This is a genomic window from Pseudomonas sp. WS 5027, from assembly GCF_012985695.1.
In the GTDB taxonomy this organism is placed as follows: Bacteria; Pseudomonadota; Gammaproteobacteria; order Pseudomonadales; family Pseudomonadaceae; genus Aquipseudomonas; species Aquipseudomonas hygromyciniae.
In genome coordinates, this window is sequence record NZ_JAAQWU010000018.1 from 16,817 (window position 1) to 30,018 (window position 13,202).

Consider the following 13,202-nt stretch of genomic DNA (forward strand, 5'->3'; position numbering starts at 1 on the left):
ACACACCGGGAGGTGCTTAAGATGAAAGACCAAGACCAGAACGACAGCCAGGAAATCGGCCCAGCAGGCGAGAAACTGCAGAAAGTCCTCGCCCGTATCGGCGTTGGCTCGCGCCGCGACGTGGAAGCCTGGATCACCCAGAAGCGCATCAAGGTCAATGGCGTCGAGGCCACCTTGGGCCAGCGCGTCGACCTGCATGACGCGATCACCATTGATGGCAAGGTCATCAAGCGTGAAGAGGCCGCCGAATCGGTGCGCCGCGTGATCATGTACAACAAGCCTGACGGCGAGATCTGCACCCGTGACGATCCGGAAGGCCGTCCAACTGTCTTCGACAAGATGCCCAAGCCTAAAGAAGGCCGTTGGATCAACATCGGTCGCCTGGACATCAACACCACCGGCTTGCTGATGTTCACCACCGACGGTGAATTGGCCAACCGCCTGATGCACCCGTCCTACGAGATGGACCGCGAATACGCCGTGCGTGTACGTGGTGAAGTCGATGACGAGATGATCGAGCGCCTCAAGGCTGGCGTCGTGCTGGAAGACGGCCCGGCCAAGTTCACTGACATCAAGCAGGCTCCAGGTGGCGAAGGCTTCAACCACTGGTACCACTGCGTGGTGATGGAAGGGCGTAACCGTGAAGTACGTCGCCTGTGGGAATCCCAGGGCCTGGTGGTCAGCCGCCTGAAACGCGTACGTTTTGGCCCGGTGTTCCTCAACTCGGACCTGCCGATGGGTCGCTGGCGCGAAATGAGCCAGTACGAAGTCGACATCCTTAGCGCTGAAGTGGGCCTGACGCCTGTGGCCATGCCGCAGATGAACGCCAAGAGCAAAGACAAGCTGGAGCGCATGCAGCGTAAATCGTCGCGCCCTGTGGCACGCACCGAGCGCGTTGCCCGCACTCTGCGCCCGGCGCTGGATGCACCGGCCACTGGCGGTCGCATTTCCCGTCAGCCGCAGATCGAGGGCGATCGTCGCCCATCGGCTCCGGCCCGTCAGGATGGCGAGCGTGCACCGCGCGCGCCGCGTCCAGCCGGTCGTGGCGAAGCGCCAACAGGTGGCCGCAGCAACCGTGGCGAAACGGGCCGTGGTGCGCCGCAGACCGATCGTCCGGCCGAAGGGGCCAAGCGCCCAGCCAAGCCCGCGCCGAAAAAGCGCCCAGGACTCAAACTGGTGGCTGACGAGCCTTCGGGCAAGCGCCGCGGTGCACCGGCCGGTTCCGGCCAGCGCCCGGGCTTCGGTCGCAAGAAGCCTTAAGGGCTGCGACAAGTTTTAAGCTGCGAGCGGTAAGAGAAAGCGCCAACCTGCGGGTTGGCGTTTTTTTTGCGCCGGATTTTGTGTAGGAGCGAGCTTGCTCGCGAAAAAACCAGAGCTGTCACGGTTATCCAGGATGAACGCGGTGCTTGGGCGTTTCTCGCGAGTAAGCTCGCTCCTACAGATGATGCCAAGCCCGGTCGTCAGGAATGTCTTCCGCACTGTAACAATTATTTTACGGATGGCCTGAGCCTACGCCGGTCTTGGTCTCGTGGCTCTTTATCTGTAAAGAAAACTTTCCGATCGGTCAACAATCTCCCTGGTAAGGCTCCCTAACCAATCGAGCGGTGTACAATGCGCCGCGTTTTACTGTGACCCCCCTTGCGTACCCACGCAAAAGGCCTTCAAGGCTGGCTGCCTTGTTAACTCCGCCTGGCCATAAGCCGGACGGGTTCGATTTCGTCACAGATAAAAACAAACAGGTGACGCATGACCGTAAGAAAGACGCTGAACTCCTGGTGCCTGCGCTGGGGTTTGATCGGCGCTGCTTGAGTCGGTTTCAAAGCAGCATCGTGTAATCAACATCATCAAACCTTGCGTGAGACCCTTTTCATGAGTGCAAACAACTCGCCTTCAGGTGAACTGAAGCGCGGCCTGAAAAATCGTCATATCCAATTGATCGCCCTCGGTGGCGCGATCGGTACCGGCCTGTTCCTGGGCTCGGCGGGGGTGCTGAAGTCAGCCGGCCCGTCGATGATCCTCGGCTATGCCATCTGCGGTTTCATTGCCTTTATGATCATGCGCCAGTTGGGCGAAATGATCGTCGAAGAGCCAGTGGCCGGTTCCTTCAGCCATTTTGCCCACAAGTACTGGGGCGGTTTCGCAGGCTTCTTGTCGGGCTGGAACTGCTGGATCCTCTACATTCTGGTGGGCATGTCGGAGCTGACGGCCGTCGGCAAGTACGTGCACTACTGGTGGCCGGAGATTCCGACCTGGGTCTCGGCGGCGGCGTTTTTTGTGCTGATCAATGTGATCAACCTGGCCAACGTCAAAGTGTTTGGCGAGGCCGAGTTCTGGTTTGCAATTATCAAGGTGGTGGCGATTGTCGGCATGATTGCCCTGGGCAGCTACTTGCTGGTCAGCGGCACCGGCGGGCCACAGGCTTCGGTGACCAACCTGTGGGAACACGGCGGGTTCTTCCCCCATGGCGTTGGCGGCCTGGTGATGGCTATGGCGATTATCATGTTCTCGTTTGGCGGCCTGGAAATGCTCGGTTTTACCGCCGCTGAAGCGGACCAGCCACGGACCGTAATCCCCAAGGCGATCAATCAGGTGATCTACCGCATCCTGATTTTCTACATCGGCGCCCTGGTGGTGCTGTTGTCGCTGACGCCATGGGACAGCCTGCTGGTGACCTTGAACGCTTCCGGCGATGCCTATAGCGGCAGCCCGTTCGTGCAGGTGTTCTCGATGCTGGGCAGCAACACTGCCGCGCATATCCTCAACTTTGTGGTGTTGACGGCGGCGCTGTCGGTGTACAACAGCGGCACCTACTGCAACAGCCGCATGCTGCTGGGCATGGCCGAACAAGGCGACGCCCCGGCGGTGTTGGCGAAGATCGACAAGCGCGGCGTGCCCGTGCGTTCGATCCTGGCCTCGGCGGCAGTCACCCTGGTGGCGGTGTTGATGAACTACTGGATCCCGCAGCACGCCCTGGAGCTGCTGATGTCCCTGGTGGTGGCCACGTTGGTGATCAACTGGGCGATGATCAGCTTCTCGCACTTCAAGTTCCGCCAACATATGAACCGCACCGGCCAGGTGCCGCTGTTCAAGGCGCTGTGGTACCCCTACGGCAACTATGTGTGCCTGGCGTTCGTGGTGTTTATCCTGGGGATCATGCTGCTGATTCCGGGGATTCAGATCTCGGTGTACGCGATTCCGGTCTGGGTGGCGTTTATGTGGGTGTGCTACGTGCTCAAGAACAAGCGCAAGGCGCTGGCAGACTTGAGTGCGGTATCCTCGCTGAACAACTAGCCCAAAACTGTAGGATCTGTGGGGACGCTTAGTCCTCGCCAGATCCTGCAAGTGCTCACGGACCCGCTTTCCATGTTGGTGATCTCCAGTAACGTGCACCTGCCCGATGCCGAAATCGAGTTGACGGCCATCCGCGCCCAGGGCGCCGGCGGGCAGAACGTCAATAAGGTCTCCAGCGCCGTGCACTTGCGCTTCGATATCGGCGCTTCGTCGTTGCCGCCGTTCTACAAGGAGCGCTTGCTGGCACTGCGCGACAGCCGCATCACCAGCGAAGGCGTGCTGATCCTCAAGGCCCAGCAATACCGGACCCAGGAACAGAACCGCGCCGACGCCCTCGAGCGCCTGGTGGAGTTGATCCTCAGCGCGACCAAAGTCGAGAAAAAACGCCGCCCGACCAAACCCACCCTGGGCTCGAAAAAGCGTCGCCTGGAATCCAAGACCAAGCGCGGCAGCATCAAGGCCGGGCGTGGCAAAGTGGATTTCTAGCCGGCGTTACGTTCGTTGCGGTATTTGGGGGCCTGGCGATACAGGTACAGGCTCAACAGCAGCCCGGCGAAGGCCGCCAACGCGGCAAACAGAAAGATCGAAGCAAAGCCGAACCCCGCTGCAATCGCCCCGGCCAGTGGCCCGGTGATACCCAATGACAAGTCGATAAACAGCGAATAGGCACCCACCGCCGCGCCACGGCTGGAGGCGGGCACCAGGTTGACTGCCTCGACGCCCAGCGCCGGAAACACCAGGGAAAACCCAAAACCACTCAGGGCCGCGCCCGCCAGGGCCAGTTCGGCATTCGGCGCCAGCCACAACAGCAGCAGGCCAAGGGTTTCCACCGACAGACAGGCGATCGCCACGCGAAACCCGCCGATGCGGTTGATCAGGTTACCGAACAGCAACCGCGCGCCGATAAAGCTGGCCCCGAACAGGCTCAGGCATAGCACCGCGTTATCCCAGTTCTGGGTCGCGTAATACAGGGTAATAAAAGTGGCGATGGTGCCAAAGCCGATGGAGCCCAGGGCCAGCCCGCAGCCGTGGGGCAGTACGCGGCCCAGCACATGCATGAAGGGCAAGCGTTCGCCGACTACGATGGGCGCCGCGACTTTCGGCCAGGCCAGCAGCAGGCCCAGCACCGCCAGGGCAATGATGCTTGCGCCCATGCTCCACAGCCCGAACCGGCTGACCAGCAGCACCCCCAGCGGTGCGCCAATCGCCAGGGCGCCGTAGCTGGCGATACCGTTCCAGGAGATGACCTTGGCGGTGTTCACCGCACCGACCCGACCGATCCCCCAGCCAATGGAACCCGATCCCACCAGGCTTTCGGCACTGCCCAGGACCAGCCGGCCAATCAGCAGGCTGGCCAGGCTCAGGGCCGGCAGATGGGTCAGGGCGGCGGATGCCAGCATGAACACCCCACTCAAGCCGCAGCCGGCCAGGCCATACATCACCGCGCGCTTGCTGCCGCGGTTATCGATGATGCGCCCGGCGTAGGGCCGGCTCAGCAGGGTGGCCAGGTACTGCACGCTGATCACCAGGCCCGCGATCACCGCGCCAAAGCCCAGGTCGCTGTGGACATAGCCCGGTAATACGGCCAGGGGAATGCCGATATTCAGATAGCCGATAAAGGTGAACAGCACGATGGAAACGACTTGCAGCGTGACCGCCATGGGGCGCTGGGTATCTGGCATGGGGAAGGTCCACTGTCGCGGCAGGAAAAGATAGGCTGCTTATGATACCGATGCTTTGCGCTGCGCAGGGCATAAAACCTTTGGCGGCTGAACGACCGCCATCGCCGGCAAGCGGGTTCCTACAGTGGCGCGGGGTTGAGCATGCGTGTGGTCACCAGCGCGGCCAGGGCGTTTTCCTGGGTGCCGAAGCGCTTGAGCAGCAGCGCTTGTTTTTCCGGGCTGAGGCGGCTCCACACATCGACCATTTGCAGGGCGGCGCCGAGTAACGCTTCATCGGGGGAATGCTTGGGAGTGTCGGGCATGTTGCGTGTCTCTTGATTCAGGCGGTGTGGAAAGCGCGCAATGTCACGCTTTCCACACGGTCTGGGTACTGCGGTCAGTCGTCGCTATCGCTGTCGACCGGTGTTGCCTGTGCCGGTGCTGGCTTGTCGCTGCCGGCCTGTTGCGGGGTTGGCTGCTCGGTCTCGTGCAGGCTTGGGAAGGGGAGATTGGGAATCTCGTGCATCGTCGTCGCTCCTCGCAAGGTCTGTTGTGGGATTGCAGATGTACCGCGCTTTTCACAAAGCCTGGGCAGGATACAGCACTGCAAATGACAAAAAGACTTTTATCTCACCCAATGCACGAACCTTTCGCCCCAAGACGCAAGTGACAAGAGGTCACACGCTGGCCTGGCGCTCCATGGCGGCCTTGTAGATCGAGTTTTTGGGTTGGGCAAAGACCCGGGCCAGCATGGGTTCGAAAAAGCTCAGGGGTAGGGTGGCGTAGGCCGGATCGAAGGCGGCCGCGTCGTACAGCGCGCAGAACTCAATGGTTTGCTCATACTGCGGGTGTTCACCAAATTGCTCGCGCAGGTGGCGATCCATGCCCAGGTGATGAAAGAAATAGTAGCCCTGGAAAATCCCGTGTTTTTCCACCATCCACAGGTTCTGCGGGCTGACGAACGGTTTGAGGATGGCGGCAGCAATGTCTGGATGGTTGTAGGAGCCCAGGGTGTCGCCGATGTCATGCAGCAGCGCGCAGACCACATATTCTTCATCGCGGCCATCGTGCCAGGCGCGGCTGGCGGTCTGCAGGGAATGGGTCAGGCGGTCCACCGGGAAACCGCCGAAGTCACCTTCCAGCAGCCGTAGGTGCGCGAGGATCCGCCCGGGCAACTGGCGGGCATAGGCACTGAAGTCGGCGGCGATGATGGCCCAGTCTTCCTGGGTGCCGTCTTGCATATGGGTGAAGCGGGCCTGCTGGCTCATCGGTGTGTCTCTTATTGTTTTGGGGGGATTAGAACGGCACCTTGCCCAGGATCATGTCGCGGTACATCACGAAATCTCCCAGCAGGCTGTAGAACGGATGCTGGAACGTCGCCGGACGGTTCTTTTCAAAGAAAAAGTGCCCGACCCAGGCAAAGCTGTAGCCGGCCACCGGCAGTACCCACAGTAGCCACCAGGCACCCTTGCCGATGGCGAACGCGAGAATAAAAATCACCAGGCTGGTGCCGATAAAGTGCAGGCGCCGGCAGGTGCTGTTGCCGTGTTCATTCAGGTAATACGGATAGAACTCGGCGAAGCTATTGAATTGTCTGACATTTTCCATGTTGGCCGGCCCTCTGGTTTTTGTTGTGCCCGACGGATGTTCGGCGGGGAGCTTATTTGAGTCTAGAGTCATCACTGGCAAGGGCCAGTGACAATAGACGCCACTTTAGTATCCTTGGGTTCCTGGCTGCGGTTTCAGCCGTGCCGTCATAGAACGCGTGCAAGAAAACGCCATGAACGAACGAACGACTTCTGCAAGCTGGGCGATGGGGATAGTCAAGGCGCTGGAGCTTGAGGGCCTGGATTGCCGTGCCCTGTTCAAACAGCTGGGCCTGGATTACAGCGCCCTGGATGACCCCGACGCGCGTTTCCCCCAGGACTCCATGACGCGGCTCTGGCAGCGTGCGGTGGAGGTTTCGGGCAATCCGGCCATCGGCCTGAATATGGGCAAGGTGGTGCGCCCGGCGTCGTTCCATGTGGCCGGCTATGCCTTGATGTCCAGCAGCACCCTGGCCGAAGGCTTTACCCGGCTGGTGCGTTACCAGCGGATCATTGCCGAAAGCGCTGACTTGAGCTTTCGCCTGTTGCCCGAAGGCTATGCGCTGATCCTTACGGTACACGGCGACCATCTGCCGCCTACCCGGCAAAGCGCCGAGGCTTCGCTGGCCTGTGCCCTGGCGCTGTGCGGCTGGCTGACCGGGCGCACGCTGCAACCGCGCAAAGTGTTGGTGCAAGGCGCGCAGCCAGCCGACCTGGAACCCTATCGGCAGGCCTTTCATGCGCCGTTGGTGTTCAACGCGCCGTATGACGCGTTGATCTTCGAGCGGGCGGACATGGAAGCACCGCTGCCCACTGCCAATGAAGCGATGGCGCTGCTGCACGATCGGTTTGCCGGGGAATACCTGGCGCGGTTTTCCGAGAGCCGGGTGACCCACAAGGCTCGCCAGGTGCTCTGCCGGTTGTTGCCCCAGGGCGAGCCCAAGCGTGAGGTGGTCGCGCAGACGTTGCACCTGTCCCAGCGCACGCTGCAGCGGCGCTTGCAGGAGGAGGGCACCAGCTTCCAGACCCTGCTCGACGACACCCGTCGCGAACTGGCCGAGCAGTACCTGGCGCAGCCGAGCATGACCTTGCTGGAAATCGCCTACTTGCTGGGGTTCGCCGATCCGAGCAACTTTTTCCGCGCGTTTCGCCGCTGGTTCGATGTCACGCCCGGCGAATACCGGGCGCGGTTGCTGGAAACTTCGGCCAGTGTCAGTGCCGCCAGAACGCCGGAATACACAGCACAAACACCGTAATGATCTCCAGCCGGCCCAGCAGCATGCCCAGGGACAGGATCCATTTGGCGGCGTCCGGCAGCGTGGCGAAGTTACCGGCCGGGCCGATGGTTTCGCCCAGCCCCGGGCCTACGCCGGAGACGGTGCTGGCGGCGCCGGTCAAGGCGGTCATCCAATCCACGCCCAGCAACGAGAGGGCCAGGGCGATCATGCAGATGGTGATGGCAAAGAAGAACGAGAACGTCAGGATCGACCGCACGATTTCTTCGTCCAGGCGGTGGCCGTTGTATTTCTGTTTGATCACCGCTCTTGGGTGAATCAGTTGGTTCAAGTTGGCCTTGAGCAGGATATAGGCGACCTGGAAGCGGAAGATCTTGATCCCGCCAGCGGTGGAACCCGAGCAACCGCCGACAAATCCCAGGTAGAAGAACAGCATCAGCGAGAAATTGCCCCACAGGCTGTAGTCGCCCAGTGCGAAACCGGTGGTGGTCACCACGGACGTGACGTTCAGCGCCACATGGCGCAGCGCATCCAGCCAGTGCAGGTTGGTGGTCCACCAGTACCAGGTGCCTAGCACGATCCAGGTCACCAACAGCATCCCCAACAGGCCCTGTACCTGCTGGTCCTTGATCAGCGCCTTGCGGTTGCCGCGCAAGGTCGCGACATACAAGGCAAACGGCAGGCTGCCCATGATCATCACGACTATCGCGACCCAATGCACTGCGGGCTGTTTCCAGTGCGCCAACGACTCGTCGGAGGTGGAGAAACCGCCGGTGGAAATGGCCGACATCGCGTGGTTGATCGAGTCGAACAGGCCCATGCCAGCCCACCAGAAGCCCAGGGTGCCGAGGATGGTGATGCCGACATAGGCCGCCACGATCAGGCGCGCCACCATATGCGAGCGCGGCATGACCTTCTCGGAGCGGTCCGAGGATTCGGTCTGGAACAGGCGCATGCCACCGATGCGCAGCAACGGCAGGATCGCCACCGCCATGCCGATAAAACCGATACCGCCGAGCCAGTGCAGCATCGAGCGCCACATCAGGATGCCCGGTGACATGGTGTCCAGCCCACTGAGCACGGTGGCGCCGGTGGCGGTGATGCCGGACATGCTTTCAAAGAACGAGTCGGTATAGCTGATGTGTTGGGTCAGCAAGAACGGCAGCGCGGCAAAGATACACACCACCACCCAACTGCTGACGGTCAGCAGGTACATGTCCCTGGGGCGCAGTTGGACTTGTTCCGGGCGACCGGGAATCACCAGGGCCAGGCCAGCGATAAAGGTGATCATGCTTGCCCAGAGAAAGGACGGCAGGTCGCTGGTACGGTCGAAAAACATCAGGGTGGCCATGGGCACGACCATGGCGACCGCGAGGGTAATCAGGAAGATGCCGATGATGAAACCAATGATTCGCAGGGTCGGCATTGCCATCAATTGCGCTCGGGTGACAGTTGGAGGCGCCATTCTACCTACGGCGCAGGGCTTGTAAACCGGGGGTATGGATCTGATGTGGGGCCTGGCTTGTGTGGGAGCTGGCAAGCCAGCTCCCACATGGGTTTTGTTGGGGTTAATACAAAAAAGGCGACCCGAAGGCCGCCTCATTCAAACCGCGCGGATCAGAACTCGTGATCAGCGGTATCCGGGTTCAGGTCACCGATGCCCAGCTTGCCAGCTGCTTGCTCGATCGAACCAGTCTGCTTGACCAGGGCGGCGATGGCGTCGCGCACGATCTGGTTGCCCGCGGTGTTGCCGGCGGCGATCAGTTGGTCGTAGTGCTCACCCTTGTTGGCGTGGTCGACAATGACCTGGATCTTCGCTTCGGTAGCAGCCAGGTCGGCCTTGAGGGCTTCATCGGCAGCCGGATCAACCTTGGCCACCAGGGACGACAGGCTGGCGCCGGTCAGCTTGGTGCCATCGGTGCGGGTGTACTCGCCCAGGTAGACGTTGCGGATGCCCTTGGCGTCGTAGAAGTGCGAGTAGTGTGTGTTGTCGCTGAAGCAGTCGTGCTCGTCTTCCGGCGAGTTGGCTTCCAGGGACACTTTCATCCGCTCGCCCGCCAGCTCACCCAGGGACAGGCTGCCCATGCCGAACAGCATCTTGCGCAGGCCGTCGGTGCCAGGTTCCGCTTGCAGGGTGGCGCGGTAGTTGTCTTCGACGTTGGGTTTCCAGTTGCCGACCATTTCTTCGAGGTCGCTGACCAGCAGTTGGGTCACGGCACGCAGGTAAGTGCGGCGACGCTCGTTATGGCCGCCGGTGGCGCCTTCGCCTTGCAGGTAGTCCGACGCTGGACGGTTGCCGGCGCCAGGGCCGGTGCCGTTCAAGTCCTGGCCCCACAGCAGGAATTCGATGGCGTGGTAGCCGGTGGCGACGTTGGCTTCGGAGCCGCCCAGCTCATTGAGGCTGGCGAGTTTCTCCGGGGTGATTTCCTTGACGTCGATCTTGTCTTCGCCGACCTGGATCTGGGTGTTGGCGATGATATTGGCGGTGGCGCCCGGGTTACCGAGGGCGTGTTCGTAGGATTTGTCGACATAGTCGATCAGGCCTTCGTCCAGCGGCCAGGCGTTCACCTGACCTTCCCAGTCATCAATGATGGTGTTGCCAAAACGGAACACTTCACTCTGCAGGTACGGTACGCGTGCGGCGATCCAGGCGGTACGTGCAGCCTTCAGGGTTTCGTCGTTGGGGTTGGCAAGGAAGGTATCGATGGCGGTCTGCAGGGTTTTTGCAGTGGACTCGGCGTCGCTGTACACCGCATACACGATGTCTGCGTAGTGCGCGACGACCGCCTTGGCGGCCGCCTCGTCAACCTGGCCGGCAGCCGCTGGAGCGGTAGTGCTGACAGCTGGCGTTGGCGCCTGGGGGGCGGCGGCCTTGTCTTTGCCCTCGCCGCAGCCGGCGAGAGAAATAGCGATGGCCAGCAGACTGGCGGTGGCCAGGGGCATACGAATCATGGCGAACATCCTGCTTCGGTAGTTGATCGGGGCGCAATGCAGCGCGCAAAACTGCGACATAATGCGAAAGATTTGCATTTTCTGTAAAGGGTTAACGCAGTAAAAAATTAACATTCGCGCCCCGGCCGCCCAAGGCTTTGCCCTCGATGCATAGGTATCTACACAACTTTCAGAAATTGACCAACTTCCCTGTGGCGAGCGCTATCTACTTGGATTTATGCGTTGCGGCAAAATTGTGTGATACGGCTGCCCGGGGTGGCCAGCATGGCGCTATAAGATCGCCGCGTTGTTGCGCTCGGCCTGTTTGAGATAGGCCGCCAGCTCACGGGCCGGCAGGGGTTTGCTGTAGTGATAGCCCTGACCCTCGTGGCAGCCTTCGCTGATGATGTAGGCCTCTTGCTCGGGCGTCTCCACGCCTTCGGCGATAACCTGCATGCCCAGGCTTTTGCCCAGTTGGATGATCGCCCGCACGATGGTGGCATCGTCATCGTCGTCCAGCAGATCCTGGACAAAGCTCTTGTCGATCTTGATTTTGTCCAAGGGCAGGCTTTTCAGGTAACTCAGCGACGAGTAGCCGGTACCGAAGTCGTCAATGGCAATCAGCGCGCCGGAGCGGCGCAAGCTCAGCAAGTGCTGGGCGGCGGTGCTGATGTCTTCCATCAGGCCGGTCTCGGTCACTTCCAGCTCGAGGCTGCGCGGCGGCAGGCGATAGATCTGCAACAGGTTGTTGACCACCCGTGGCAGCTCGGCGTGGTGCAGTTGCACCGTGGACAGATTGACCGCCATGCGCAGCTCGGTAAAACCCTGGTCATGCCATTCGCGCAATTGCCGGCAGGCCTGGTCCAGTACCCACTCGCCAATGGGGATGATGGTGCCGTTCTGTTCCGCCAACGGGATAAACAGGTCGGGAGGTACCAGGCCGTGTTCCGGATGTTGCCAGCGAATCAGCGCCTCGACGCCGACCACGCGATGATCCACATAGCTGATCTGCGGTTGGTACACCAAATGAAACTGGTCGCGGCCCAGGGCTTCGCGCAGGTCTTTCTCCAGCTCGCGGCGCCGGCGCATCTCGCTGTCGACGCTGGCGATATAGAACTGGTAGCGATTGCGCGAGCGGCTCTTGGCCAGGGTCATGGTCTGCTCGGCCTTTTGCAGCAGCTTCTCGGTGCTGTCGCCGTCTTCGGGAAACAAGGTGATACCGATGGTGGCGCGCAGGCGGATCTGCTCATGGTCGAGGGCGAACTCCGCTTCCAGGTCATCGAGGATGCTTTGTGCCAGCTCGGCGGCTTCGTAGGGTTGCTCGATATCGGCCTGGACCAGGGCGAACTGGTCGCCACCCAGGCGGGCGAGGGCGCCGAGGCGCCCACTGTGGGCGCGCAGGCGGTCGGCCAGGGCCAGCAGCAATTGGTCGCCGGCCTGGTAGGTGTATTGCTCGTTGACGCTCTTGAAGTCATCCAGCCCCACGCACAACACCGCGACCCGGCGTTGACGGCGGCCGGCGTCGATGAGGATCTTGTCCAGTTGCTCCTGCAGCTTCTGGCGGTTGGGCAGGCCGGTGAGGAAGTCGTACTGGGCCATGCGCAGCAAGCTGTTTTCTGCTTCATGACGCAGGTGAGTGTTGCGCTCGATAGAGGCCAGCAACTGATTGGCGGTGTTGATCCACAGCCCCAGTTCATTTTTCTCGTGGCCCTTGAGCTGGGGGATCTTGTGTTCGCTGGGCCGGTCGGGGTTGATCGAACTGAGGTGGCTGATGATTCGCGACAGGGGCTTGGTCAGCAGCCAGTGATAGACCAGGTACAACACCAGACCCATGGCCAGGGCGCGCAGCACCCCAGAGATAAAGATGATCACCGAATTGACGATAAAACCCTGGCCATAAGTGGCCGTGTCGAGGGTGATGCTCAGGTCGCCGTAATACTCGCTATACGGCCCGCGCCCCACCAATGGCGTAGTAAAGGTGCGTTCCTGGCCGAGAATCACGTCCGTCAGCCAGCGGCTTGGGGAGTGCTGCAGCTCCCGGCTCTTTTCGGCGAGCATCGGTTCGTTGGGATGGCCGATGGAGGCCATACGCACTGCATCATCCTGAAACAGGCCCTCGATGACCTGCATGCCCATCTCCCGGTCCAGGCTGTAGACGGCCTGGGTCGAAGGGTCGCGAAACATGTCGAGGATGCGCTGGGCATCGCCTGCTACGGCCTGGCGCGTCTTGTAGGCATCAAAGACGATCTGCGCCACGCTCAATGCAACGCCCACTATCAGTGCCGATAACAGCACCACCCGGAGCAACTTCACCGACAAGCTGTTTTTGAGTTCCAGCTTCAAAGGGTTATTCCTTGTTCCATTCGGGTAGCCTCAATATGCCATGAGTATTGGCAATCCCGTGGTGGCAGTCAAAGGGACATTGAAGCAGTTGCAGCTTTGAAGCCGCGCGGGGCGTTTCCCGGTGAGGCGAGCATCGCTGGCGCGAGGCGGATTTG

At 61.1% G+C, this 13,202-nt stretch carries 12 protein-coding genes; 4 read left to right on the forward strand and 8 right to left on the reverse strand.

Features of this window, described 5'->3' with window-relative positions:
• Positions 1 to 21: 21 nt before the first annotated feature.
• The 3 genes from rluB (at position 22) to arfB (ending at position 3,777) form a co-directional block, all read left to right on the forward strand.
• Positions 22 to 1,260, forward strand: a complete 1,239-nt coding sequence (gene rluB / locus HBO09_RS20710) for a 23S rRNA pseudouridine(2605) synthase RluB (protein WP_169998913.1) — start codon at positions 22 to 24, stop codon at positions 1,258 to 1,260.
• Between the two features lie 609 nt (positions 1,261 to 1,869).
• The gene (locus HBO09_RS20715; protein WP_169998916.1) at positions 1,870 to 3,291 is read left to right on the forward strand and encodes an amino acid permease; all 1,422 of its coding nucleotides are present in this window, start codon (positions 1,870 to 1,872) and stop codon (positions 3,289 to 3,291) included.
• Positions 3,292 to 3,363: 72 nt separating this feature from the next.
• Positions 3,364 to 3,777 (forward strand): alternative ribosome rescue aminoacyl-tRNA hydrolase ArfB, encoded by a 414-nt coding sequence (arfB, locus tag HBO09_RS20720; RefSeq protein WP_029296355.1) that lies wholly within the window; start codon positions 3,364 to 3,366, stop codon positions 3,775 to 3,777.
• On the opposite strand, the gene HBO09_RS20725 is transcribed toward arfB, so the two are convergent.
• From HBO09_RS20725 to HBO09_RS20740, 5 genes are all read right to left on the reverse strand, one after another.
• Positions 3,774 to 4,973, reverse strand: coding sequence for an MFS transporter (locus HBO09_RS20725; RefSeq protein WP_169998918.1), 1,200 nt, complete (start codon positions 4,971 to 4,973; stop codon positions 3,774 to 3,776). The genes arfB and HBO09_RS20725 overlap by 4 nt on opposite strands.
• A gap of 119 nt (positions 4,974 to 5,092) precedes the next feature.
• A complete protein-coding gene (locus HBO09_RS20730; RefSeq protein WP_169998920.1) occupies positions 5,093 to 5,275 on the reverse strand; it encodes a hypothetical protein in 183 nt (60 codons plus the stop codon).
• 74 nt (positions 5,276 to 5,349) lie between these two features.
• Entirely contained in the window at positions 5,350 to 5,478 is a 129-nt protein-coding gene (locus HBO09_RS29020; RefSeq protein WP_262381292.1) for a hypothetical protein, read from the reverse strand.
• Between the two features lie 151 nt (positions 5,479 to 5,629).
• Entirely contained in the window at positions 5,630 to 6,220 is a 591-nt protein-coding gene (locus HBO09_RS20735; protein WP_169998922.1) for a phosphohydrolase, read from the reverse strand.
• A 28-nt stretch (positions 6,221 to 6,248) separates the two neighbouring features.
• Positions 6,249 to 6,560 (reverse strand): DUF962 domain-containing protein, encoded by a 312-nt coding sequence (locus tag HBO09_RS20740; protein WP_169998924.1) that lies wholly within the window; start codon positions 6,558 to 6,560, stop codon positions 6,249 to 6,251.
• Between the two features lie 172 nt (positions 6,561 to 6,732).
• On the opposite strand from HBO09_RS20740, the gene HBO09_RS20745 reads away from it, so the two are divergent.
• Complete coding sequence (locus HBO09_RS20745; RefSeq protein ID WP_169998926.1) at positions 6,733 to 7,794, forward strand: AraC family transcriptional regulator; 1,062 nt, start codon at positions 6,733 to 6,735, stop codon at positions 7,792 to 7,794.
• Here HBO09_RS20745 and HBO09_RS20750 read toward each other — a convergent pair.
• The 3 genes from HBO09_RS20750 to HBO09_RS20760 all read right to left on the reverse strand — a co-directional run bounded on the left by HBO09_RS20750 (position 7,751) and on the right by HBO09_RS20760 (position 13,047).
• A complete protein-coding gene (locus HBO09_RS20750) occupies positions 7,751 to 9,205 on the reverse strand; it encodes a TrkH family potassium uptake protein (protein ID WP_169998928.1) in 1,455 nt (484 codons plus the stop codon). The two genes, HBO09_RS20745 and HBO09_RS20750, sit on opposite strands and share 44 nt — an antisense overlap.
• Before the next feature lie 185 nt (positions 9,206 to 9,390).
• Positions 9,391 to 10,725, reverse strand: a complete 1,335-nt coding sequence (locus HBO09_RS20755) for an imelysin family protein (RefSeq protein ID WP_169998930.1) — start codon at positions 10,723 to 10,725, stop codon at positions 9,391 to 9,393.
• A gap of 270 nt (positions 10,726 to 10,995) precedes the next feature.
• Complete coding sequence (locus HBO09_RS20760; protein ID WP_169998932.1) at positions 10,996 to 13,047, reverse strand: GGDEF domain-containing phosphodiesterase; 2,052 nt, start codon at positions 13,045 to 13,047, stop codon at positions 10,996 to 10,998.
• Positions 13,048 to 13,202 lie beyond the last annotated feature (155 nt).

Coding starts and splice junctions, on each gene's coding strand:
- rluB (WP_169998913.1), top strand. CDS start 22: ATGAAAGACCAAGACCAGAACGACAGCCAGGAAATCGGCCCAGCAGGC.
- HBO09_RS20715 (WP_169998916.1), top strand. CDS start 1,870: ATGAGTGCAAACAACTCGCCTTCAGGTGAACTGAAGCGCGGCCTGAAA.
- arfB (WP_029296355.1), top strand. CDS start 3,364: ATGTTGGTGATCTCCAGTAACGTGCACCTGCCCGATGCCGAAATCGAG.
- HBO09_RS20725 (WP_169998918.1), bottom strand. CDS start 4,973: ATGCCAGATACCCAGCGCCCCATGGCGGTCACGCTGCAAGTCGTTTCC.
- HBO09_RS20730 (WP_169998920.1), bottom strand. CDS start 5,275: ATGCCCGACACTCCCAAGCATTCCCCCGATGAAGCGTTACTCGGCGCC.
- HBO09_RS29020 (WP_262381292.1), bottom strand. CDS start 5,478: ATGCACGAGATTCCCAATCTCCCCTTCCCAAGCCTGCACGAGACCGAG.
- HBO09_RS20735 (WP_169998922.1), bottom strand. CDS start 6,220: ATGAGCCAGCAGGCCCGCTTCACCCATATGCAAGACGGCACCCAGGAA.
- HBO09_RS20740 (WP_169998924.1), bottom strand. CDS start 6,560: ATGGAAAATGTCAGACAATTCAATAGCTTCGCCGAGTTCTATCCGTAT.
- HBO09_RS20745 (WP_169998926.1), top strand. CDS start 6,733: ATGAACGAACGAACGACTTCTGCAAGCTGGGCGATGGGGATAGTCAAG.
- HBO09_RS20750 (WP_169998928.1), bottom strand. CDS start 9,205: ATGGCAATGCCGACCCTGCGAATCATTGGTTTCATCATCGGCATCTTC.
- HBO09_RS20755 (WP_169998930.1), bottom strand. CDS start 10,725: ATGATTCGTATGCCCCTGGCCACCGCCAGTCTGCTGGCCATCGCTATT.